Below are 22,520 nucleotides of genomic sequence, written 5' to 3'. Positions count from 1 at the left end.
TACTTGCCCCTCTTTAGTGATCGCCAAAATCCGCGAGTTAAAATCCACGAGTTGAAATCAGCCGCGCGACGGTGCAAAGTTTCCCAAAACCTTCTAAATTTAGGAGATAGCCTTTATTTAGATTGGTTGAGCCTTGATTCAACATGAAACTTTAGAATTGCTGGAGTGGTCGCGGCTTTGCCATCATTTAGCGACGTTTACTTCAACTAAACTGGGTGCAGTGGCTGCGCGCCAGCTTAAAATTCCGGCAACTCAGGCAGAAACACAAGTGCTGCTGGCACAAACGCAAGATGTCTATCAGTTAGAAAATGGGTTATCAACGGCGCTGAGTTTTGATGGAATCAGTGACATTGGCGATGGGTTAGAGCGGGCAGCGCTGCAAGGAATTTTATCTGGTTATGAATTGCTTGCGATCGCAACAACGCTATCAGGCGCAAGAACGCTAAGACGCACCATTGATCATCATCCTGAGATGGCTGTGTTAAACGCCTTGGTATCAGAACTACGAACCTATCCCGAAATCGAGCAAGACATTTATCGCTGCATTAATGATGATGGGAAGGTGAGTGAACGGGCAAGCCCCAAGTTAGCCGAGATACGAGATAAGCAACGTCAGGTGCGCGATCGCATTTACGATATGCTGCAAAAACTGATGCAACGGCAAGCCAGTGCCGTCCAAGAGCAACTAATTACCCAACGCGAAGGGCGATTTGTCGTGCCTGTCAAAGCGACGCATAAAGAGGTCATTTCTGGCATCGTGCACGATACGTCTATGAGTGGGGCAACGCTGTATGTTGAGCCTCACCAAACCGTGCAACTCAACAACCAACTCCGACAACTTCAGCGACAAGAACAAGCCGAAGAAGAACTGGTGCGGCGGGCATTGACCGAGCAAGTTGCGATCGTTAAGGAAGATTTAGAACGGCTGCTGGCGATTTGCACCACAGTAGATTTGGCAACGGCGCGATCGCGCTACAGCTATTGGCTCGGTGCAAATCCGCCCCGGTTTGTTGAGCAACGCGCTGGTCAACGCGCTGAAACAATTGTGATGCGCGAATTGCGTCATCCGCTTCTGGTGTGGCAGCAACACCATGAACAAGGAAATGCGGTTGTCCCCACTGACCTGAGAATTCAGCCCCATATTCGGGTTGTGGCGATTACAGGTCCAAACACAGGCGGCAAGACCGTTACCCTCAAAACGTTTGGATTGGCAGTGCTGATGGCGAAGGTGGGGCTATTTGTTGCTGCCCGTGAACCGGTGGAATTGCCGTGGTTTGATCAAGTCCTGGCAGATATCGGAGACGAACAATCCCTAGAGCAAAGTTTATCCACGTTCTCTGGTCACATTCGCCGAATTAGCCGCATCCTTAATGCATTAGTCATTGTCGATCGCCCCGATCAGCCAATCCCCGTTGCCTCTCCAGCCGCCCCAGTTTTTGTTGCAAATTCGCTGGTTTTACTCGACGAAGTAGGCGCAGGGACTGACCCCACAGAAGGCTCTGCTCTGGCGATCGCTCTCCTCAAGCATCTGGCAGATCACGCCTCCCTGACGATCGCGACTACTCACTTCGGTGAACTTAAAGCCCTTAAATACGAGGACGATCGCTTTGAGAATGCCTCGGTCGAATTTGACGACGTGTCCCTTTCTCCGACCTATCGCCTGCTGTGGGGCATTCCTGGGCGCTCTAACGCCCTCGCGATCGCCCGGCGGCTCGGACTCGATGAAGCCGTGATTACGCAAGCCCAAACTCAAGTCGGGGGCGCGACCGAAGACGTTAACCACGTCATCGCCGGACTCGAAGCCCAACGCCGCCAGCAAGAGACCAAGGCAACCGAAGCCGCACAACTTTTGCAGCAAGCCGAACGCTTTTATCGGGAAGTTTCTGAAAAAGCGGCAAATTTGCGCGATCGCGAGCGCCAGCTTCAGCAGCAGCAAGAACTCGCTGTGCAAGATGCGATCGCACAAGCAAAATCTGAAATTGCCAAAGTCATTCGCCAGCTTCAGCAAGGTAAGGTCACGGCTCAAGATGCCCAGCAGGCAACCGATGCTCTCAACCACATTGCCGCGCAACGCTTACCGTCTAACCAAGACCCAAAACCCAAGCCTGGATATCGTCCCACAGTGGGCGATCGCGTCCGCATTCCCCGGTTGGGGCAGACTGCTGAAGTGCTGAGCGTTTTAGATGAGGAAGAACTCAGCGTGCGCTTTGGCGTGATGAAAATGACCGTACCGCTCGATGACGTAGAATCGTTAGACGGTGAAAAACCCGTCAAAAAAATGCCCAAAGCTCAAGAGGTTAAAAAACCGCCTGCCTCGCCGCCGCCTGCTGCTCCAACGATCCGAACTGAGCGAAACACAGTTGATATTCGTGGGAGTCGGGTCGCAGATGCCGAAATTGCACTAGAGCGGGCAATCTCTGAGATTCAGGGTCAGATGTGGATCATTCACGGTCATGGAACCGGAAAGCTGCGTCAAGGTGTTCACGAGTTTTTGAGGCAGCATCCTCGCATTGAGCGGTTTGAACTTGCCGATCGCACAGACGGAGGAACAGGGGTAACGATCGCGTACCCTTACTGATGGGTTGTTTTGGCTCGGTTAAGATTTAGCGAAATCAGATTCTCTCAGGCTAAACATTCTCGATCAGCACCCTTGTAGACGGAATGCTAATCTGCTTTTTCCATTCCTTGCCTCCCTCTCCGTTAGCTCCAAAAATTCTTCGGGCACTCTGTATTCAAAAGCCATCGTTATCCCAAGTTAGGTTGTGAAGGCGGTCTATCTAACTCCCTCCTACCTCTCCCCTTGCCAAGGAGGGGCAGAAAGTGGCGGGGTTGTAGTAATTGCCAGTCGAATTCGGCATCACAATCAACGTCTATTTTGTCAATCCTTCCGTTTTGCCAATCTAAAGAGAGCGCCTTACCTATGGTTCGTCACTATCAATTTAGAAGCCTTGTCGCTTCGCCTCCAGGGTTTGCCCTTGCAGTTTATGGCTTGTCCGCGATCGCATTGCAATTCCCCTTGGGGGCAATGGCAGCTAGCCCAACCGATCTCCTTGCCCCAGTCTGTTCAGCCTCCTCTGGCTCAAATATTACCTGCGTCTACATCGAAGAGAAAGACACCGCCCCCGCTCCCTACAAGTATTTCACAGGCGAAGTGCGAAACAAATTGCCCAACGGGTCGGGGGTTCTGGTCTATGCCAACGGCGATCGCTACGAGGGCACAGTCCGCAACGGGGTGCCCAGTGGAAAAGGCATGTTTTTGTTTGTCAACAACGATCGCTATGAGGGCGACATGAAAAACGGGCAGCCTCACGGATCGGGCAGTTTCATCTTTGCAACTGGCGATCGCTACACCGGAGATGTCCGAAACGGGCACCCTAGTGGACAGGGAAAGTTTGTTTACAACAGCGGCAACATCTACGCAGGGGGGTTCTTACTCGGTCAAGCCAAAGGCAACGGTTCTATCACCTTCAGAAACGGGATTCGCTGCCAAGGAACGTTTTACAACAGTTCGCTTCAAGGCAAGGGAAGTTGTTCTTTCCCATCTGGGTTTCCCTACACCAGCTACACAGGGGAACTGCGCCAGGGCATTCCCGATGGTCGCGGGACGCTGATCTTTGCCGATGGTCGCAAGTTTTCGGGCGAAGTTCGCAAAGGGTCACCCTATATGCCTTGAGGAGGCAAACTGCCCAACCCATCACCCACACTCATACTCACGAGTTCGCTCAAGGGGGTGCGATCGCGCGTTCAGATCAGCCCTGAGAGCGGTTATACCTTTGCTTCCAACGACTTGAGAAACTCTGTATTCACGCCCGACTCGCGAGTTAGGGCAATTTTTCCGGTTCGGGCAATTTCTCGAATGCCGAACTTATTCAACACCTGCACGATCGCCACCATCTTGCCCGGATCGCCCACAACCTCCAGAGTTAGAGAGTCTTCTGCCACGTCTACAACCCTGGCTCGAAAGATTTGCGCAAGTTCCACAATTTCAGAGCGATGGGTGCTGCCTGCGTTTACCTTGAGCAGCATCAATTCTCGCTCAACACAGGGCACTTCAGTAATATCCTGAACCTTGATGACATTGATTAACTTGTAGAGTTGCTTTGTCAACTGTTCAATGCTGCGATCGTCGCCCGGCACGACCATTGTAATTCTAGAGACACCCATCTGCTCTGCGGGGCCAACCGCCAGGCTTTCGATGTTAAACCCCCGACGGGCAAACAGTCCGGCAATCCGAGAGAGAACCCCGGCTTCGTCTTCAACTAGAACAGAGAGGGTGTGCTTCATCACAGTGGTCTTCATGAAAAGGGGATGAATGAGAAAGGAACCCCGTCAACTTAGGCGGGTATCCATTCCCATGAAAGTCCAGTCTATTCTATCGTGCACGACTGTTATCCCCAAGTCTTTTCTGCCTCGCCGCCAAGCTTTCTAGAGAAACCTTGACATTTATCAACCTCACGGTTTGGAGTTTGGATTTGCCATCGCTTGAAACCTACTACCTTAAAATCCGCTCCTGCAAAGATTATTCTCTCTTAAGACAGATTTAGTAGAACCGTGCGATCGCTTACTGTCTACTTCAGTTCTAGGAAGCTGTTTTGGAGTAAAAATTATGAGTTGGCTAAAGAGAATGTTTGGCATGGAGAAGCCCCAAAACCCCGAACAGGCAATGAGTGGTCAGGCGGCACCCCAAGCGGCGGCAAATGCTCCGGCAGGAGAAACGATCGCACCAGAACGAATTGGTCTAAATGGAGAGTACGATCAAAGTGGATTGGCAAAGCGCGTTGCCCTAGCGTTTGATCAAGATCCTCAAGTTGCAGACTGTGACACAGTTTGGGTTGCTCAGACGGGAAGCACCGTTGTGCTCAAAGGCAAAGCTCCGAGTCAAGATACCCTCAATCGGCTCACCCAGATTGCAAACAATATTAACGGAGCTTCTGCTGTAGACACCAACCAGGTTGAAATCGGCTAGATGAACCCCTTTGCATTTAGCCCTCGGTCTAAGCCAAGTAGCCTCTCAAGGGCTACTTTTTTAGTGGGGATCAATCCATACTGTCTGAACAAAATGGGTTGGGCGACCCCAGACATCGGGCGCGATCGCAACGTTCTGAATGGTCAAATTAAACGGGACGGCAGTGGTGAGATGTTGCTGCACTAAGCGTCCGAGTTCTGGTGTGAGTTGGGTTGCAGTAGAGGCGGCAAATCCCAATCCAAGGAGTTGCTCGATCGGACCTCGCGGCAGCAGTAAATGCATCCCAAACGCTAGAGACACAGTGAGAAGCATTCCCACAGAAAGATTTGTTCCACATCTCGGATGAACCGCCAAATTCCATTCTCCTCCAACCATGCGCGTTAATGCTTCTTGAGCCGCGCGCCGCACATCAGAAGCATCAACCTGACCGTAGAGATAAAATCCTTGTTCTGTTGATAAACCGCCCAAGTTGCCTGTATCAGTCTCGTTTTGATCAAAATTGATGTCAGGAATTGCCGCGCCCGCCGAACCACTCAAAATCCAGACCGTCGCATGTTCTAAGGCATGAACTTGTCTGACCATTAACAGTTCTTTCAAGCCAGGAATGAACCCGACCTGTCTCAGCAGGTCTGTATCCTGATTAGGCAAGGGTTCTGGAAGGAAAGAACTCCAAAAATCGGTTGGCTGGCTTGTCGCGGTCATAACAGCACAACTCCGGGAAAGATGACGTAGAGACTCCTTTCACTCTACCTAATCTTTCTCGGAGTTAGCTATAAACCGTTGCAAATTGTAGTCCAGACGCAATCTTAAATGGCGATCGAATAGGGGTTGATCATCGCGGTAGGTGCGCTCGCCGCCTGAACTGGCGTAGCTTTTTCACCGACTCCTCTTGAGACCTCAATGCCATTTTGCTCTAAAACCACAATCGGATCAGAGCCGCCATTCATTTCAATGCGTTTCACTAAAATTTGCCCGTTGGAGAGGCGTTGCCCTGCCCCAACATAGCGACTGGTGGACTCGTTGGGCGCTTTGACGATCGCTTGCGGCATCCCACGAACCACGATGATGCCCGACACTTCTACAGCTTCCGCCAACGTAGGTTGGGGCAGAGGTGGCAGGGCTGCGATCGCAGGCTTTGTAGATCCGGATTTACCAGAAGATAAACTTGACGATGGACTAGCCGTAGAACCCACTGTAGCCACGGTTGGCATGGGCGGCAGCACCTCCGGAGCCACAGGAAACTTGGGTAATGATGGCAAGCCATCGCTGTTTGTCTGAGGCGAAGAGTTATTGCTCACTGGAAGATTAAACGACAATACAGGGGGTAGTCCAGAAAATGGATCATTTTGCCCTTTTTTGTTGATTCCCGCCTGCACTTGCCGCGCCCGTTCTAACGGGTCGGTCGATTGCAGTAAACCCGCAACCCGATTGGGTGTGCCAAGCTTTAAAGCCGCGCTGCCGTTTTTCTGGGTCGCCTTCTTCTCTGCCACAAGCGGCTTAGAGAATGACTGAGTTGCCGTCTGGCTCAAAGCAACGACTGGGGAAGGACTTGGTGAATTACTCACATCTTCGCCTGTGCCACATCCACTCATCGCGAGGGCTACCACTCCCGCACATACCACTAGAGATCGCTTATACATTTCCCGTCCCCAAAAACTCCACTCCAAGTTATCTTGCTGTCCCCATACTACGCAGAATCTAGAAAACGCAGTAATTTTTATTCCGCGCCATCTACGTATTAACCGCAGTTTATCTAGCCGATCCAGAGGGGTTCTCTGCCTTATAAAGACAACCTAGCGTTGTAGAGAACAGCGGTTACATCGTAGATTGGGCAAAGGTTCATGACTTGCTGCTCAGTTTTTGATCACGAGAGAAAGTCTTTTACCAGGTTCAGTGTGCCCAAACTTAAAGTTTCTATGACTACACAATAAATTTTTAACAAAAAAATCCGCACTGTCGAACGTGCGGAATGAGGTGTCCAAAACTTGACTTGATCCTTGGCTAGCTCTCCTCGGTCACCACCATCAGGTTATGAAGCAAGCTTAAGCCTTTCTTTACCTGCCGAGAAACTGTCACTGCGCTAATTCCCAGCCGTTCAGCCGTTTCTTTTTGCGTCAAATCGTACAAAAAGACAAATTCAATCACCTGCCGAGTCCGCAGTTCTAGCTGCACAAGCGCCTGCTGAAGCCGCAGTTGATCTTCTTGAGCAAGCTGAAAACTACGATATTGGGAATCTGGCACTAGATCGCCCAAAGACGCCGTTCCTTCGTTTTCGTCTCCGATGGGTGCATCCAAACTTAATAACGATCGATTTTGGGAGGCAAGCTTGATCTCTTGCCATTCACCTAGGGGAATCTCTAACGCTTCTGCAATCTCTAGATCGCTAGGATGGCGATGCTGCTCTGCCTGAAACTCCCGAACCATCCATACTGCTTGTCGTTGCAGGGCTTGCCAACGCCGAGGAATACGCACAGATGGACTTTTATCGCGAAGGTAGTGCTGAATCTCACCTCGGATATAGGGAATCGCAAATGAACTAAAGGCATGCCCTTTGGCAATATCGAATCGCTCGATCGCTCGAATTAGCCCAATGCATCCGACCTGAAGCAGGTCTTCATAACTTTCTGCACATTGATGAATCCAATGGTGAGCCTCTTTCCTAACTAAACCAAAATTGAGTTCTACAAGCTGATTGCGAATCTCCGATGAGGGAGAAACTTGATAGTCTCGCAATCGCTGTAGAGTTTCACTCCTCAAGTCATCTACAACAAGCTTCGGCATGACGAAATTTCAGTGGGTAGAGCAGTCGCTAACGGTGTGTCAACTCATGCAAATGCCTGCACTAGGGATGTGAAACATCCAATTTAGGTGAGGTTTTGCATGAAGAGGTGACATCAGAGGAAGGTTGACGCGATCGGGCGGAGGTTGAGTCAATCGCGATCAAAAAGGTTCTATGGTTGGCACTTAGGGGCTGCACAGTTGAGGGCGTACTGAGGCGTGTGCTGTAATAAAACAAACTTATTTCCTTCACCTAAACACTTACAACTGCATTTCCACTGAGATATTTATCGAGCCGTCGCTTGCCGTCAGCGTAATCTGTTCTCTGATTTTGGAAAGTCCAGGTTCTCTAAAACGTGAGTTCTCTGAACCGTGCGATCGCTTTATAAAAATTGAGTCATAAAATAAAAAAGGGGCTATAAAAGCCCCAAAAACCAGAGTAATGATTGAGCGATAAAGCGTACACTCTATCACCGAGCTAGATTGTTAAACTTCAGGAGCAACTCGCGCATAAAAGAGACCGCGAATCTTTACGTCACTCGCCGCATGAGATCCCATGTCAGTTTCAGACGGCTGAATGCTCTCAAACGTCCCGGCAATTTCGCCAGTGGTGCTGTCAATCTTGGCAACTTGCAAAGAGATCGTTCCTTTGTCCAACTGGAACTGTTTCACGTTTTCTTTGAGCAGTTCTTCGCTGTCAGCACTGGCAGGCAGGGCTACCGCATTATCGTATCCAGTCGTCAAACCGCGACCTTTCGGATCGAGGAAGTTAGACGTCCGGTAAGACGGAACGCGAAACTCACCAGTTAGATCGGTAGACGTGTTAATCGCCCCTGAACCTGGGGCACTAGTTGCCACTAAACCTTTAATGGTGAACAAGAAGGGAACCCGCTCTCCACCCGGCATCTGTACGGTAATGGGTTGGAAATCCATTCCATCTTCTTCGATAAAGGTCAAACTGCCGTCAGAATTGATTTTCAACTTGCCCGATACAGCATCAATAGACGATGTGTAGCGAGTCATTACCTTCGCAGGAACAAACTCGGCTTCCTTACGCTTGTTGGCGCTTTCCTCTTTCACAAAGAAAGTGGTGGGCTGCAAGCACAAACTAGAGATGGAATAGGCTTTGCTGCGATCAAGCGGGAATGAACCGCGAGATGTTTCTTCAAGCTGGGGGCAGGAGTTAGCTAATCCTGTGTTTCGGATTTGCTCATAGGTCAACCCTTCCGTACTAGCGGCAGGAGCTTCACTACAAGCGGTTAGAACACTTAGGCAAAATGCCAAAAATGTAACGATTAAAGCGCGATACCTCATGGTCAACCTCAAAGTCAATGTAAAAAGCCAAGTCAATGTAAAAAGCCTGTCAGTGCATTTGGGTTGATCCGACATTAAGGAAAGGGATGACCTTAATCACCGTCTTGTGAAGACGGTTACTTCTTGAAACATGACATCTCAGATTTCGTGCCATAAGTGTCAGGAAAAGAAGTGTCAGAGAAAGCCCCTAAGCGGCTGTCAGGTACGATGGAATTTCTATAAATTCTGAAGATGATTCAAATCGAACCTCTCATAAGCATTTTACAGATATTAGTAAACTTTTTAAGAATCCAATTTTGTGAAACGGATTTGTAACGAGATTGCCCAGTTTTAGCAACGTTAGTGGGTTGATAAACGCTATGGGCGTCAAGAATACTTTACAAATCGAAATAAGGTACTCTAAATCAGTTTGGTCATTGTTGCCCTAACAACTAAAGCCATGGTCAATGTTTCAGAGGATGAAGATTTATGAGCCACGATGCAGAGGTTAGAGCCATCAAAGAAGTGCCTAAGCTAGAGGACGTTAAAACCTTGGTAAAGCAGCTTGCAGAGGAATCGCGAGGAGACACCTTAGAGCTACTAGCGTTGCTCAGGTTCTTGGAAAGTCTGCATCGTGAGATCAGTGAAGGACTGTTTCAAGATTCGATGCCAAACAATCGCCAAGCGTTGTATGCCTTGTTGAAAGATATTGAGGCAAATGGAGGGTGGCCTTACATTCCCAGAATGCGCCTCTTAGCCTTTTTGCAGTATTTGGAGGAAGATAGGTCTGCCTATGGTAGTCCTGGCGGGAATACGACAGACGGAGGAACTGATCATCAGTAGCTGGGGAGCCGGTTTTGTTGAGCAGCAAGGTAGGGCTGTGAGTGGGTAAGCAATTGGCTACACATCAGTTCTCAATACCCTGTTTAACATGACAAAGCGCTGCGATCGCGAGACGATCGACAGCGCTTGAAAGATAAATTCAGCAAAATCGCGATAATGTCTATTTATCTGCTTGACGGCTTGCAGTTTGAATGTAAAGGATCAACAAGAAAACGCTGGGAACCAACACAAACAGGATGGTTGCAACAAATCCTAAATCATTAACTTCCATAAAACCCAATCCCTTCTAATCTCTGCATCAACACTTAACAGAATACCACTAAGGTTTTGTCTTGACGCTGACCGCTCCGTTGACTAACGCCTGACACGCTAACCGATAGGTATCTGGCTTTTTCTTAAGTTTACGATTCTCAACATCGGTTCGGGGCGAAAGATTGTCCATCCCTTCTACAATCTCGACAACGCAGGTTCCGCATTGCCCGTAGCCTCCGCAGTTCATCATCTTGCCCTTAAACGTGTACAAGTCGATGTTGTTTTCGATCGCTTTGATGCGTAGATTTGCGCCTTGAGTTGCGAACACCACCTTGTCTTCTTTCACAAATGTGATGCTGGCAGATTGGAACTTGCCTGCCGAAGGCTCTTGCCGCGCTTCAGGATCAGCAGAGAGGAGGTCATCTTGGAAATTGTCGGTGGATTGAAGATCGGGGTTTGCTGGCTGCATAAGATTTACTCTGATGAAATAGACTCGTCGGGACATGCCAACCGAAGGGTTTGGATGTAACTTAATATGTTTATAAATGAAGAATTATTAACAGTTTAAGTGTAACGCTTATCAATCGTCCAGGCAAATTAGATTTGCTTGCAATCGCCTCTAACACTGGTTACACTTCTTTATACACTTTCATTTTTCAACTGTACACGGTCATCTGTCGATAGACTTCCAACGGAAGAGTGAATAAGGCAGCGATCGCACGGTTAGAAGTCGGCTCTAGTCTGGTAAATTTACCAATATCCGGCACTTTTAACAAAATGCTGAAAGAAGCGTTGCAGTAGACGTAATTTATTAGGAGGAGCGTAGTCAATGGGACTACCCTGGTATAGAGTTCACACCGTCCTGATTAATGATCCGGGGCGGTTGATTGCGACTCACTTGATGCACACCGCCCTCGTGGCGGGTTGGGCAGGATCAATGGCGCTTTACGAGCTAGCGATTTTTGACCCAAGCGATCCAGTACTTAACCCGATGTGGCGGCAAGGCATGTTTGTGCTGCCGTTTATGTCGCGGTTGGGTGTGACCTCTTCTTGGGGCGGCTGGAGCATCACCGGTGAGAGTTTTACAGATCCTGGTTTTTGGTCGTTTGAAGGCGTTGCGATCGCGCACATCGTGCTGTCGGGTCTGCTGTTCTTAGCAGCTTGCTGGCACTGGGTTTACTGGGATCTAGAACTGTTTAGAGATTCCCGTACGGGTGAGCCTGCTTTAGACTTGCCAAAAATGTTTGGGATTCACTTGTTTCTGTCGGGTCTTCTTTGCTTCGGCTTTGGGGCATTTCACCTAACCGGGCTGTTTGGTCCAGGAATGTGGGTCTCTGATGCCTACGGTCTAACGGGGCACGTTCAGGCGGTCGCGCCCGAATGGGGTCCAGCCGGCTTTAACCCCTTTAACCCAGGCGGCGTGGTGGCTCACCACATCGCGGCAGGTGTTGTAGGGATTATTGCCGGGCTGTTTCATCTCAGCGTACGTCCGCCAGAGCGGTTATACCGTGCGCTCCGCATGGGTAACATTGAAACCGTTTTGGCAAGTAGTATTGCCGCCGTGTTTTTTGCCGCCTTTATTGTGGCAGGAACCATGTGGTATGGCAGCGCCACCACCCCGATTGAGTTGTTTGGTCCGACTCGCTATCAGTGGGATGGCAGCTACTTCCAGCAGGAAATTGAGCGGCGGGTACAGAACGACATTGCCGATGGGGCTAGCATCCAGCAGGCGTATGAGCGGATTCCTGAGAAACTGGCGTTTTATGACTATGTGGGCAACAGCCCTGCCAAAGGTGGCTTGTTCCGCACCGGTCAGATGAATAAGGGTGATGGTATTGCCCAAAGCTGGTTAGGACATCCTGAGTTCAAAGATAGCGAAGGGCGCGTTCTATCGGTTCGTCGTCTGCCAAACTTCTTTGAGAACTTCCCCGTCGTCTTGACCGACGAACAGGGTATCGTTCGTGCCGACATTCCGTTCCGGAAGGCAGAGTCGAAGTATAGCTTTGAGCAAGCGGGCGTCACAGCTAACTTCTATGGCGGCAAGCTCGACGGGCAAACCGTCACTGATCCGGCGGTTGTCAAGCGCTATGCCCGTGCAGCCCAGTTAGGCGAGCCGTTTGAGTTTGATCGTGAAACCCTCACGTCGGATGGTGTGTTCCGCACTAGCCCTAGAGGGTGGTTCACGTTTGGGCACGCGGTGTTTGCTCTGCTGTTCTTCTTTGGTCATATTTGGCATGGGTCTCGGACGATCTTCCGGGATGTGTTTGCGGGGATCGACCCGGATATGTCGGAAGAGCAGGTCGAGTGGGGTTTCTTCCAGAAGTTGGGAGACAAATCTACTCGTCGAAAAGAGCCTGTATAGGTCTGCTCTAGAAGGTCTAGTCGGGTGGCATGGTCTTGAGACTAGACCTTCTTAGATTCTGCGATAGACTGAACTGAAGTCATTAGGACACTCTGATATGGAAAGCGTTGCTTACATTCTGATTCTTGCCTTAGCACTGGGGGTGCTTTTCTTTGCGATCGCCTTCCGGGAACCCCCTCGGATTGGCAAATAAGGCAAAGACGCCTCATCTTTAACACCTGTCTAGCGCTCGACACTTTTAGCTAGGCAGGTTATTTTTTGAGCGGATTTTGAGTTGAGGGTCTAAACTTGAACCTGAGACGTTGAGTTCTCTGTAGTATCGGTCGTGAATATTTCTGATCAACAAGATTTATCATCGTTTTCGGAGGCGCACTATTTGGTGCGGGCGATCCGACAGCAAGATTTATTTGAGGCGGCAGGAATTTTGGCGGATAGTTTTCCGCTCAATCCAGAATTTCTAAGTTGGCTGATTCCGATCATGCGCGTCGGTATTCATGAAGATTTGCGGGGTCGGTTGTGGAGTGCCTCGCCTCACTATGCCTGTTTGGTGGCTGTGGATGTGTCGCGATGTGCGGGGCACTCTGACGGCTCGTCGGCTCCGGAAGATTGCCTGATCGGCACGGTAGAGGTAGGATTGCGCCATGAGAACTCCTGGCAGATGCGATCGCATCCCTATCCCTACTTATCCAATCTAGCGGTGCGGCAAGAGTACCGATGCCGTGGCATTGGCAAAAAGCTATTGGCAACCTGTGAGCGGGTTGTGACGGGGTGGGGATTTCAAGACCTTTATCTTCATGTGCTAGAGACGAACAACTCAGCGCGACAGCTTTATCTAAAAACGGGGTATTGTCTCGAAGAAACCCATAGGGGGTGGGGTTCATATCTGTTTGGGCAGCCGCCCCGAATGCTGCTCCATAAAGCTCTAGAGAAGAAACCTAGTTCTTATTAGGGTCGTGAAGCTGGAAAGGCACTTCTGCATTCAGGCGTTCGAGGTGCTGGTCGAGTTGGCGTTTTTGTTCGCAGGCATCCGCGATCGCGGCGATCGTCCGTTGTACGACTTGCTCTGCGGTATCGGTTTGGGCAACCCTGATTCTAATATCCGCCTGAGCATACAGGGCTTGCCGTTCATTCAAAAGCTCGATGAGGTTCTCCCGCAGATCGTCGTGGTGTAAAAGTGGGCGATTGGCATCATGCCGGAGGCGGTTTTGCAGCACTTCTACCGGGACATCGAGCCAAATGATCACGCCGTGCCGCAGAAAGCTCCAATTCTCGCGCTTGAGAACAATGCCACCACCAGTCGCGATCACCTTACAAGTTCGGGCAGAGACTTCAGCCAAGGTCGCCGTTTCTAGCTGGCGGAAAATCGCTTCTCCAGACTGGGCAAAAATGGTCGAAATCGATTGTCCTGTGGCGCGTTCAATAAAGTGATCGGTGTCAACAAATTGATAGCCGAAGTGACGAGCAAGGGGTTGCCCGATCGTCGTTTTGCCAACTCCCATCATGCCGATGAGATAAAGATTGACCCCGTTTAACATAGACACGTGCCGACTAAAAAACCAGGAATCGAGAGCGTCAAACCTTAGCAGAACGATGATTAACGATGGTTGTCAGACTCCGTAGAATCATCAAAATCATCGTCCTCTAGATTGCGATTTGGGGGAATGATCACCCGGTAATCTGCATCAACAACATCTGCTGGGTTGGTGGGAGGATCTGGATCGCGGTAGCTGTAAGAATAATTGGAACCCGAACGAGAGCCAGACTTGGGTTCTTGCCGGACTTCGTAATCGGTGCGACGAGACGACGATCGCGAGTCGCGAGGCTCATCCGCCCAGTCAGACGAGTCATCAAACCAGTCAGACGCATCTTCACTGCCCCACTCTTCTCGATCGCCAGACGACGGATCGCTAGGCGTAGAGGGCGGGGTAGCCGTTCTCCATGTGGTTCGGGGAGATTCGACAGACTGAGTGTAAGACGGGGGAGTGTAGGAATAGCTGCTGCTAGGGGGCGGTTCGGTGGGGGCGACATAGCTGGGCGACGGGCGACGGGCAGAGCGCCCTGCGGTAAAACCTGTGAGCCGAAACAAGATAGAAATCACGATTGTTGTGAGGATGCCTGCTACGAGCGCGCCCACGATCCAAATCGGTAGAGGCAATGCCAGCGATCGCATCCCTAAAAATACTAGCTGCATCGGAGCCGACCAATTCTGCACTGTTAGCAGAGCCAGCGACCCCAGCACCATGAGCAAGACAACTGAACGCAAAAGAGACATTAGAAATCGCCGATTACTAGGCTCGTTATCAGCTTATCGCATGGCGTTGCAGACGGGTATTAAGTTCCGCGCCGACCCCAGCGAAAGGGGCTACGGCTAGAAAACTCGCTTTAATCACAGGATTGGGCTTCTTTCCAGCGTTCAACCTTGACACAATCAATCTCAAACTGGTCAAGCGCGCGAGCTACCACAAAATCGACCAAATCTTCGATGGTTTGGGGCTTGTGATACCAGGCAGGAATTGCAGGAACAATCCGAGCGCCTGCCTCGGCTAGAGCCGTTAAATTTTTCAGGTGAATCAGACTCAACGGCGTTTCGCGGGGAACAACCACGAGCTTACGATTTTCTTTAAGCTGCACATCTGCCGCTCGTTCTAGCAAATCTGAACTCAGACCGGCTGCTAGTTTGGCTGCCGTACTCATGCTGCACGGAATCACCAGCATTCCCACAGTCCGAAATGAACCACTGGCAATGTTTGCACCCACGTCTGCCCAAGGGTGGCACGTTAGCTTTCCGCGGTGCTCCACGCCGCACTGGTCACGCCAAAAGGCTTCTTGCAGCAACGGTTCGGCAGGCATTCGCAGGGCATGTTCTGCCTGCCAAACCATGTACGTAGCTTTAGAGGCAACCAGTTCGATCGCATAGTCTGCCTCTAAAAGAAACTTTAGCGTACGAACTGCGTAAATCAGTCCAGAAGCGCCAGAGACGCCGATGATCAGAGGGCGGGAAATGAGCGACACAGAGAATCTAGGGGGTGAAGGTTGGGTCGTCGGGGGTGGTTGGGCAGTGGCGTTGTCTGGCGGCTTCCCTATTGTTCTTCATCAAACTCCTCTTCGTCAGAGCCAGCCTCATCCGATTCTGAGTAGTCTTCTCCGGCTTCGCTGCCTCCGCCAACGGCAATCAGGTCAATTTGCTGACGGTAATAATCAACACTTTTCACCTGAACTTCGATGCGATCGCCGAGGCGATATTGCTTGCGGTTCTTTCGCCCAACCAGAGTTTGCTGACGCGAGCGAAACTCGTACCAATCATCTTTAAGGGAACTGACGTGCACCAAGCCTTCCACCAGCAGTTCTTCGATTTCCACAAACAAGCCGTAAGATTGGACACCTGTGATCAAGCCGTGAAAGATTTCGCCCGTCCGCTCCTTCATCAGTTCAGCTTTTTTCAAGCCTTCTAAATCATTTTCGGCATCTTGGGCGAGTTTTTCCCGCTCGGTGAGGTGGATCACAACCGCCGTAAAGTGGGTTTCAAGCTCTTGGTGCAAGTCCGTGGGCAGCACGTTCCAGTTGATCTGACCGTGGCACGAGCTATGGCGCAAATCAACGCTTTCTTTCACGCGGCTGGATCTGCGATCGCGCCCCTCTTCAAACACAGCATGGAGCGATCGGTGAACCAGCAGATCCGGATAGCGCCGCACCGGGGAGGTAAAGTGCGTGTACCCTTGCTCTAGGGCAAGCCCAAAATGCGCTTTGGGTTGGGTGCTGTAAAACGCAGGTTTGAGCGTAGACAGCAACAAATACGTTAACACGCGCTCAGAGTCGCCCTCAGCAAACTTCTTGGTGAAATGCTGATAGTCTTGAGCATGGACTTCATCTTCTTGCTCTAAGCTCAGTTCTAACCCCATGCTGACCGCCAGTTTCACCAGTTCTTGGACATCGTCTGGGTCGGGCGTCGGATGAACCCGATACACTCCCGGAACGCCTAGCGCTTGCAGGTGGGCGGCGACAGTCTGATTTGCCAGCAGCATCAGTTCCACTACCATCGAGTGGATGGGCAAGGTCGAAGACACCACCACAGCGCCTAGGGTGCCTTCATCATCGTAGTGAAACTTGCTAAACGTATATTTGCCTGCCTCTTCGGGAGATTCGGAGCCATCAGCCCGGGCATAAATTTTTTCTGGCAGGTTCAACTCAAACGCGCCGCGTTGCCGCCGTTGCTCTTTGATCGCATGGCTGAGCTTATCCAGGTGTGCCAGCATCCCAAAAATGGCGGCAAACTGGCTGACATCCTGGGTGGGCTGATCTGCCAAGATGGCTTCAGCTTGGGCATAGCTTAGCTTGTAGTCTACCTGAATCACTGTCGGCTGAATCTCAAATTCAATCACCTGCCCCTGCCCATCGAGGGTGATTAATACTGAAATTGCCAAGCGCTCTTTGTCGGGTTGAAGCGAGCAAAGGTTGCCGCTAATTTGCTCTGGCAGCATCGGCAGCACCAACTCGCCCAGGTAGACAGATACACCTCGCCGTTGAGCCTCGCGATCGAGGGCAGAATTAGCATCTACATAATGGGCAACGTCGGCAATGTGAATGCCCAGCCGCCAGTGCCCGTCGTCCATTTCCTCTAGGGTAATGGCATCATCGGCGCTATCGTCATGACTTGCCTTGATCGTGATAGTCGGGACATCTCGCAGGTCGAGGCGCTTTTTAAGTTCTGCTTTTGGGATTTTATGAGAAAGCGCTTTGGCAGATGCCAAAACGGACTCTGAAAAGTCGCGGGGTAAATCGTGCTTACAACAAACAATATCGACATCTGAAGCGTCCTCATCGCTGCCTAGCAGCTTAGCGATGTTGCCAATCGGGGGCTTTTGCCCGATCGGATAGCGCTGGACTTCGACGTGAACCAGGTTATCGATCGCATTGGACAAATCTGCCTCATGGTGAGATAAATCGAGTTCAAACAGCAGCCGATCATCTAACGGCACGGCATGAAAGTCGCCACTGTCCGTTTTTTTGATGCGCGCCAAAACCGACGGATTTGCCCGCTCTAGAATCAGGCGCACCTCCCCTTCTGGGCTGCGCCGGCGGCTGCCTTCTTTGGTAACGCGCACCAAGACGCGATCGCCGTTCCACGCATGATTCAACTGGCTCTCTCGAATATAAATATCCTCTGAGCCTTCGATATCTTGAATCGCGAAGCAAAAACCCTTACTCGAACAGCGCAGTTTTCCTTCTACCACCCCATCTTCTGTAACGCGACGATATTTTCCGCGCTCTTTGACCAAGATACCGACCTTCTCCAGCACCTCTAGAGCAATTTGGAGTTTGTGTAAGCTCGGTTCCTCTTGGCACTCTAACTTCTTCTCTAGCGCCTTGGGTGCAACCAGTTTGTCATCTGTGAAGTTTGCCAGTAGTTCAGCGATCGAGAATTCCATGAAGCGATTTGTCCTCGTGTTCGTTCTTAAGTGGGCAGTGTAGACGCAGACTTCAGAGGCAGTCCCTGATTCAGCATCATTCCTATCTCAAACGACCCACGACCCAACACTCTCTCCGTTACCCTTCAATAGAACGCTTAGAGTTTATAGTCTGAAATCTGAGAAGTAGCGATCGCTAGATCAGCCAGTTCTGGTCTGCAAGTTCCCAATTTTTGCAGTTCGGGTTCTGCTCAAGGCGTGATTGCGAGGCTTACTTCGTTGCTCAAGATCAACCGAATATTAGAGACCAGCCAACGGGTCTTCACTCGGCATCTCCCTTGCGGAGTTGGCGCTATGCGCGCTAGTCACGGTGCTAGAAAACCCCCAAACCCAGCCCTTGATAGCTGATACCAGTCGCGGAAACCCTCGAACCTGGGTAGCCTTCTTGAACGGTTTAAGTCCCAAAGCTAAGTCCCAAAGCTAGAGAATTGCTTCACTCATTCTCGCTCAAGTTTGTCAAACTGATGCTCTGACTTCAAAATTTGGGTGGTGAAACCAGGAGCAGAGTGCAACAGGCTTGGATGAAAATCACGGCGTGATGAGCGACGGCTCTGTCTAACCTTACTCTACCTAACCTCAATCGACTGTAACCTCAATTGAGCAGGTAACCATGGGAGTCTCAGGCATCTGCGACTTTCACCTCTATCTATAGTTCCGCATTGATCTCCCAACTGTCAAATTTTGTCAAGGGTTGATCGGTTCTGATCCTCAACGCTGCCCCGTCACAATGTAGGCAACCCGTTTGCCAATGTTGGTCGAGTGGTCTGCCATCCGCTCTAGATGGCGGATGATCAAAACTTGCAGGATAATCGGCTCTACAGCCCCCGGAACGTTTTGCTGGTGGGCAAGCAAGGCGTAGAGCGTATCGTAGTCAGAATCGACGGCATCATCGCGATCGCGCATATCAAGCCCCGACTGGGCATCTAGATCCGACAGTGACGCCAGGCTAATCGCTAACATAGCTTGGCAGCGATCAAACATCTGCTTGATCTGCCCCATGTAAGGAGAAGCGGGGTAAGAAAACAGCCGCATCGCAATATCGCCAAGATTTTTGGCATAATCTCCGATGCGCTCTAAATCTCGAACTAGCTGCATCATTGCACTCAAAAGTCGCAGATCCTGAGCCACCGGAGATTGCAGCGCAATTAAGTTAACGCAGTCAAGCTCGATCTGTTTATAAAGGCGATCGATTTGCTTATCTTGTCGAGCAATCTTGTCAGCCGCTTCGAGGTCTTGGTCAAACAACGCCTGACGCGCCAAGAAACAGGAGTTTTCAACCAGTGCTCCCATTCTTAGCACATCCCGTTGAATGCGTTTGATTTGGCGATCAAAATGAATCCGCATCGGCTCTCGACCGTCTGGGAAAACGCTTTTATTAATCATGTTTGCCTTCAGACTTGAGTGAACACCATGAAGCTAGGCTGCGTTCGTCTCATTAACGCTTAACTATAACAACTGCGCCCAAGAAAGTCTGGTATTAGGCAAGACTTTGACTAGAAAGTTTGGATTAAAGGCAGGTACTCTGACTCATCTCTTAGACAAAGGCTTGACCTGAAGGCAGCAAACCAACAAGCACCTAAAGTTTGCCATTGCTTTACAATAGAGATTATTACAATATATAGGGGTTAGATAGCTAAAAGCGTTCTAATACCCGCTATATGTGTTATACCCATAGCAAGCTGGATCTCTGTTGAGCCTAGTACAAAAGGTAGAATAATCCGGATTATTTATTTTTCTTCATCATAGCGCTAAATTCGTTTTCATCGAGCCGATGAGGTTGCTCCACGCACGCTCACCTCAAGCCTGCCATATCCCTCTACCCATGCCTAAAATGAACATGATCGCAAGACCTTCTACGCCACCTTCTGCTATGTATTCTGCTAATTCTTCGTTTACGGTGGCAGAGTCGCCCTCTCTAGCCCTAACGTCGCCCCCAGAAAATCTCAGTCTCTTTGCCCAGTTGAGAAAGCACTATCCTGCTGGGGCTTTGGTTTCTGAGCTACTTCAGGTGCACGAGGGGCAATTTGTGGTGCGCGTCCTTGTGCAGGATGGAACCGCGACCCTTGCCAGTGCGATCGCAGCCGCGAGCCGAGTTGAGGATGCGGAAGATCGCGCCAGAGTCAGAGCAATGGCGGTTTTAGGAATTTCTCTGGTTGGGGGGGCGATGCCTATGCCGCTGATGTCCCCTTCGTTTGAGGCGCATTCGTTGATGCCCGACTCCTTACCATCAGACCCGCTCAAAGAACAGGGCGCACCAGCACCCCTAACTCCCTCAATGCTGCCTGAGCCAGATCAAGAACGGGTGGAACAGCAGACTGTACAGCAGGTTGAGCAAGTGGAACCTGCCAAAAAAACCAGCCGAAAGCAGGAAGAAGCGCCTTCTGAAGACACCTTACTTTCGTTCTCTGACCTTGACTCAGCTAATGCATCCCCAGAGCCAGTTGAAGTGGAATATTCTGAAGGAGAATCGTTGTTTGAAGAGGCAGAGGAGCCAATGAAAGCGATCGTGCCCGATCTTTCTAATGAGCCGATTGATTTATCGGATGCGATCGCGCAAATCGGTACCGAGATCGAGCGCATCGGCTGGACGAAAAAGCAAGGCAGCACCTATCTTCAGCAAACTTACAGCAAAAAAACTCGCGCCGAACTTACCGAAGACGAGTTGCTAGAATTCTTACACTACCTCAAGGCGCTGCCATCCAAAGGGCATCCCTCGCTGAGCCAACTGCCGTTCTAAATTGCCATCCCTTCGCAGAGCGCCCATCACAGCGCCCATCACAACGTGCCAAAGCCTTTCTTCTTTTTGTCTTTGGCTTTCTTTTTCTTGTTGATGTTGCCGCCAGCGTAGCCGCGTTGCCCTGGCATCGGCGGACGAGCGTAAGGATTGCCGCCCCCCATCCCTGGCATTCCACCCATGCCCGGAAAGCCGCCGCCCATGCCCGGAAGACCCATCTGACCCGACCCCATTTGCTGCATCATCGATCGCATCTTTTGGAAGTTACTGATTAGCTCTGTAACTTCTTTGTCAGCATGTCCTGAACCCCGGGCAATGCGGCGGCGGCGAGAAGGAGAGTTGGAAAGCAGATCTGGATCACGGCGCTCATCTGCCGTCATCGAGCCGATCATCGCTTCGGCTTTTTTCAGTTGCTCTTCCCCTTTTTGCAACTGTTCCTCATTCACCATCTTGCCCATGCCAGGAATCAGCTTGAGGACGCCGCCCAGCGACCCCATATTTTTGAGCAGGCGAGTTTGTTTGATGAAGTCTGTAAAATCAAATTTTGCCGACAGGATTTTTTCCTGCATCTTCTCAGCGTCGGCTAAATCGATCTCTTCGCGGGCTTTCTCAACCAGCGTCAGGACGTCGCCCATGCCCAGAATGCGCGATGCCATGCGATCGGGGTAAAACGGCTGCAAGGCATCCACCTTTTCACCCACGCCGATGAATTTGATCGGTTGTCCCGAAATTCGCCGCACCGAAAGCGCTGCCCCCCCGCGCGTGTCGCCATCCATTTTGGTCAGAATTGCGCCCGTCACACCGATCTGCTCATGAAACGTTCGAGTCAGATTCGCGGCTTCTTGTCCGGTCATCGCGTCCACAACGAGGAGAACTTCGTGCGGTTGAATCGTGTCTTTGATCCGCTTCAGTTCTCCCATCATCGACTCATCGATTTGCAGACGACCTGCCGTATCGATAATCACGGTATCAAAGCCTTCTGCTCTGGCTCGTTCGACGCCTTGGCGGGCAATCTCAACCGGATCGGCATCTTTGCCCAAGTCGAAAACGGGAATATCGACTTGTTTACCGAGGGCGATCAACTGGTCGATCGCGGCAGGGCGATACACATCTGTTGCCACCATGAGCACGCTGCGTTCTTCTTTGCGGAGATGGAGCGCTAATTTTGCAGTTGCTGTAGTTTTACCCGTCCCCTGCAAGCCTGCCATCAGCACGATCGTGGGTGCACTCTCAGCGTGGGCAAGCGGCACATTGGCATCTCCCATCACCGAAACTAATTCGTTGTGAATAATTTCAATGAACTGCTGGTCTGGGCGCACCCCGGAAATGACTTCTGCCCCCAAGGCTTTCTGCTCGACCTCAGCGACAAAATCTTTGACAACTTGGAGGTTTGCATCTGCTTCTAGCAAGGCGCGCCGGACTTCCCGCAGGGCATCCTTAACGTTAGATTCAGAGATTTTGTCTTGACCCCGAACTTTTTTCCAGGCGTTTTCTAAGCGATCGGCGAGAGCATCAAACATAGGTTCTGTTGCAATACAGTCTGTTGCACGAGACGACGGGGACAGAATGCTGTCCATTTCATCCATTCTAAAAGGTTGTCTGCCCAAGGACTCGTCTCAAATTTGGGAAAAACCGAACTGGCAGGCAAGAGATTCGTTGACAAGGTGTTGAACTTGGGAAGAAAGACGTTGTAATTGACTAGAATCTATTCACTATCTATTCACTAGAGTTGGAGGTGCGATCGCACTCCACAAAACCACAACTTAACAAAACCACAACTTAAGGTATAAATGCTGCCTAGTTGGTAACCCTAAATAAAATCCCTCT

General features: G+C 50.6%; 22 protein-coding genes. 8 read left to right on the top strand and 14 right to left on the bottom strand.

Features of this window, described 5'->3' with window-relative positions; translation table 11 throughout:
- Positions 1-133 precede the first annotated feature (133 nt).
- Positions 134-2,578, top strand: coding sequence for an endonuclease MutS2 (locus GS601_RS05140; protein WP_162422186.1), 2,445 nt, complete (start codon positions 134-136; stop codon positions 2,576-2,578).
- 342 nt (positions 2,579-2,920) lie between these two features.
- On the top strand, positions 2,921-3,673 hold the full coding sequence (locus GS601_RS05135; protein WP_202924863.1) for an MORN repeat-containing protein: 753 nt from the start codon (positions 2,921-2,923) through the stop codon (positions 3,671-3,673).
- A gap of 92 nt (positions 3,674-3,765) precedes the next feature.
- On the opposite strand, the gene ilvN is transcribed toward GS601_RS05135, so the two are convergent.
- Complete coding sequence (gene ilvN / locus GS601_RS05130) at positions 3,766-4,299, bottom strand: acetolactate synthase small subunit (protein WP_476638882.1); 534 nt, start codon at positions 4,297-4,299, stop codon at positions 3,766-3,768.
- Between the two features lie 307 nt (positions 4,300-4,606).
- On the opposite strand from ilvN, the gene GS601_RS05125 reads away from it, so the two are divergent.
- The gene (locus tag GS601_RS05125) at positions 4,607-4,966 is read left to right on the top strand and encodes a BON domain-containing protein (RefSeq protein WP_162422185.1); all 360 of its coding nucleotides are present in this window, start codon (positions 4,607-4,609) and stop codon (positions 4,964-4,966) included.
- A gap of 60 nt (positions 4,967-5,026) precedes the next feature.
- Here the strand turns inward: GS601_RS05125 and GS601_RS05120 are convergent, their stop codons facing one another.
- The 4 genes from GS601_RS05120 to psbO all read right to left on the bottom strand — a co-directional run bounded on the left by GS601_RS05120 (position 5,027) and on the right by psbO (position 9,058).
- On the bottom strand, positions 5,027-5,668 hold the full coding sequence (locus GS601_RS05120; RefSeq protein ID WP_162422184.1) for a DUF6391 domain-containing protein: 642 nt from the start codon (positions 5,666-5,668) through the stop codon (positions 5,027-5,029).
- 104 nt (positions 5,669-5,772) lie between these two features.
- Positions 5,773-6,606, bottom strand: coding sequence for a hypothetical protein (locus GS601_RS05115; RefSeq protein ID WP_162422183.1), 834 nt, complete (start codon positions 6,604-6,606; stop codon positions 5,773-5,775).
- Positions 6,607-6,967: 361 nt separating this feature from the next.
- Positions 6,968-7,747, bottom strand: coding sequence for an RNA polymerase sigma factor SigF (locus tag GS601_RS05110; RefSeq protein ID WP_162422182.1), 780 nt, complete (start codon positions 7,745-7,747; stop codon positions 6,968-6,970).
- A gap of 483 nt (positions 7,748-8,230) precedes the next feature.
- Entirely contained in the window at positions 8,231-9,058 is an 828-nt protein-coding gene (gene psbO, locus GS601_RS05105; RefSeq protein ID WP_162422181.1) for a photosystem II manganese-stabilizing polypeptide, read from the bottom strand.
- A 468-nt stretch (positions 9,059-9,526) separates the two neighbouring features.
- Here psbO and GS601_RS05100 point away from each other — a divergent pair, with 468 nt between their 5' ends.
- Positions 9,527-9,880 carry a hypothetical protein gene (locus tag GS601_RS05100; RefSeq protein ID WP_162422180.1) on the top strand — a complete coding sequence of 118 codons (354 nt, stop codon included), beginning with the start codon at positions 9,527-9,529 and terminating at the stop codon, positions 9,878-9,880.
- Between the two features lie 160 nt (positions 9,881-10,040).
- Here GS601_RS05100 and psbM read toward each other — a convergent pair whose 3' ends face one another.
- Both psbM and GS601_RS05090 read right to left on the bottom strand, forming a co-directional pair.
- Positions 10,041-10,151, bottom strand: coding sequence for a photosystem II reaction center protein PsbM (psbM, locus tag GS601_RS05095; RefSeq protein ID WP_162422179.1), 111 nt, complete (start codon positions 10,149-10,151; stop codon positions 10,041-10,043).
- A gap of 48 nt (positions 10,152-10,199) precedes the next feature.
- Complete coding sequence (locus tag GS601_RS05090) at positions 10,200-10,601, bottom strand: 2Fe-2S iron-sulfur cluster-binding protein (protein WP_162422178.1); 402 nt, start codon at positions 10,599-10,601, stop codon at positions 10,200-10,202.
- Between the two features lie 360 nt (positions 10,602-10,961).
- On the opposite strand from GS601_RS05090, the gene psbB reads away from it, so the two are divergent.
- From psbB to GS601_RS05075, 3 genes are all read left to right on the top strand, one after another.
- Positions 10,962-12,494, top strand: coding sequence for a photosystem II chlorophyll-binding protein CP47 (psbB, locus tag GS601_RS05085; protein ID WP_162422177.1), 1,533 nt, complete (start codon positions 10,962-10,964; stop codon positions 12,492-12,494).
- A gap of 97 nt (positions 12,495-12,591) precedes the next feature.
- Entirely contained in the window at positions 12,592-12,687 is a 96-nt protein-coding gene (locus GS601_RS05080; protein ID WP_083622085.1) for a photosystem II reaction center protein T, read from the top strand.
- Between the two features lie 132 nt (positions 12,688-12,819).
- Positions 12,820-13,443 (top strand): GNAT family N-acetyltransferase, encoded by a 624-nt coding sequence (locus GS601_RS05075; RefSeq protein ID WP_162422176.1) that lies wholly within the window; start codon positions 12,820-12,822, stop codon positions 13,441-13,443.
- Here GS601_RS05075 and GS601_RS05070 read toward each other — a convergent pair.
- From GS601_RS05070 to phoU, 5 genes are all read right to left on the bottom strand, one after another.
- Entirely contained in the window at positions 13,430-14,029 is a 600-nt protein-coding gene (locus GS601_RS05070) for a shikimate kinase (RefSeq protein WP_162422175.1), read from the bottom strand. The two genes, GS601_RS05075 and GS601_RS05070, sit on opposite strands and share 14 nt — an antisense overlap.
- Positions 14,030-14,088: 59 nt before the next feature.
- The gene (locus GS601_RS05065; protein WP_162422174.1) at positions 14,089-14,766 is read right to left on the bottom strand and encodes a LapA family protein; all 678 of its coding nucleotides are present in this window, start codon (positions 14,764-14,766) and stop codon (positions 14,089-14,091) included.
- A 110-nt stretch (positions 14,767-14,876) separates the two neighbouring features.
- Positions 14,877-15,506, bottom strand: a complete 630-nt coding sequence (locus GS601_RS05060) for a UbiX family flavin prenyltransferase (protein WP_162422173.1) — start codon at positions 15,504-15,506, stop codon at positions 14,877-14,879.
- 68 nt (positions 15,507-15,574) lie between these two features.
- A complete protein-coding gene (locus tag GS601_RS05055) occupies positions 15,575-17,920 on the bottom strand; it encodes a ribonuclease R family protein (RefSeq protein ID WP_162422172.1) in 2,346 nt (781 codons plus the stop codon).
- A 747-nt stretch (positions 17,921-18,667) separates the two neighbouring features.
- On the bottom strand, positions 18,668-19,342 hold the full coding sequence (gene phoU, locus GS601_RS05050) for a phosphate signaling complex protein PhoU (protein ID WP_162422171.1): 675 nt from the start codon (positions 19,340-19,342) through the stop codon (positions 18,668-18,670).
- Between the two features lie 439 nt (positions 19,343-19,781).
- Between phoU and GS601_RS05045 the strand changes: the two genes are divergently transcribed.
- Positions 19,782-20,696, top strand: a complete 915-nt coding sequence (locus tag GS601_RS05045) for a hypothetical protein (RefSeq protein WP_162422170.1) — start codon at positions 19,782-19,784, stop codon at positions 20,694-20,696.
- A 38-nt stretch (positions 20,697-20,734) separates the two neighbouring features.
- On the opposite strand, the gene ffh is transcribed toward GS601_RS05045, so the two are convergent.
- Together ffh and GS601_RS23090 are read right to left on the bottom strand one after the other, a co-directional pair.
- Positions 20,735-22,213 (bottom strand): signal recognition particle protein, encoded by a 1,479-nt coding sequence (gene ffh, locus GS601_RS05040; RefSeq protein ID WP_162422216.1) that lies wholly within the window; start codon positions 22,211-22,213, stop codon positions 20,735-20,737.
- Positions 22,186-22,356: a hypothetical protein gene (locus tag GS601_RS23090; protein WP_238393090.1), complete on the bottom strand. Its 171-nt coding sequence runs from the start codon at positions 22,354-22,356 to the stop codon at positions 22,186-22,188. Before GS601_RS23090 ends, ffh begins: the two co-directional genes overlap by 28 nt.
- Positions 22,357-22,520: the final 164 nt, after the last annotated feature.

Origin of the sequence: Myxacorys almedinensis A (assembly GCF_010091945.1) — a bacterium.
Lineage (GTDB): Bacteria > Cyanobacteriota > Cyanobacteriia > Leptolyngbyales > Leptolyngbyaceae > Myxacorys > Myxacorys almedinensis.
Note: the sequence above shows the minus strand (reverse complement) of the source record. Positions and strands in the feature narration are given on the sequence as shown.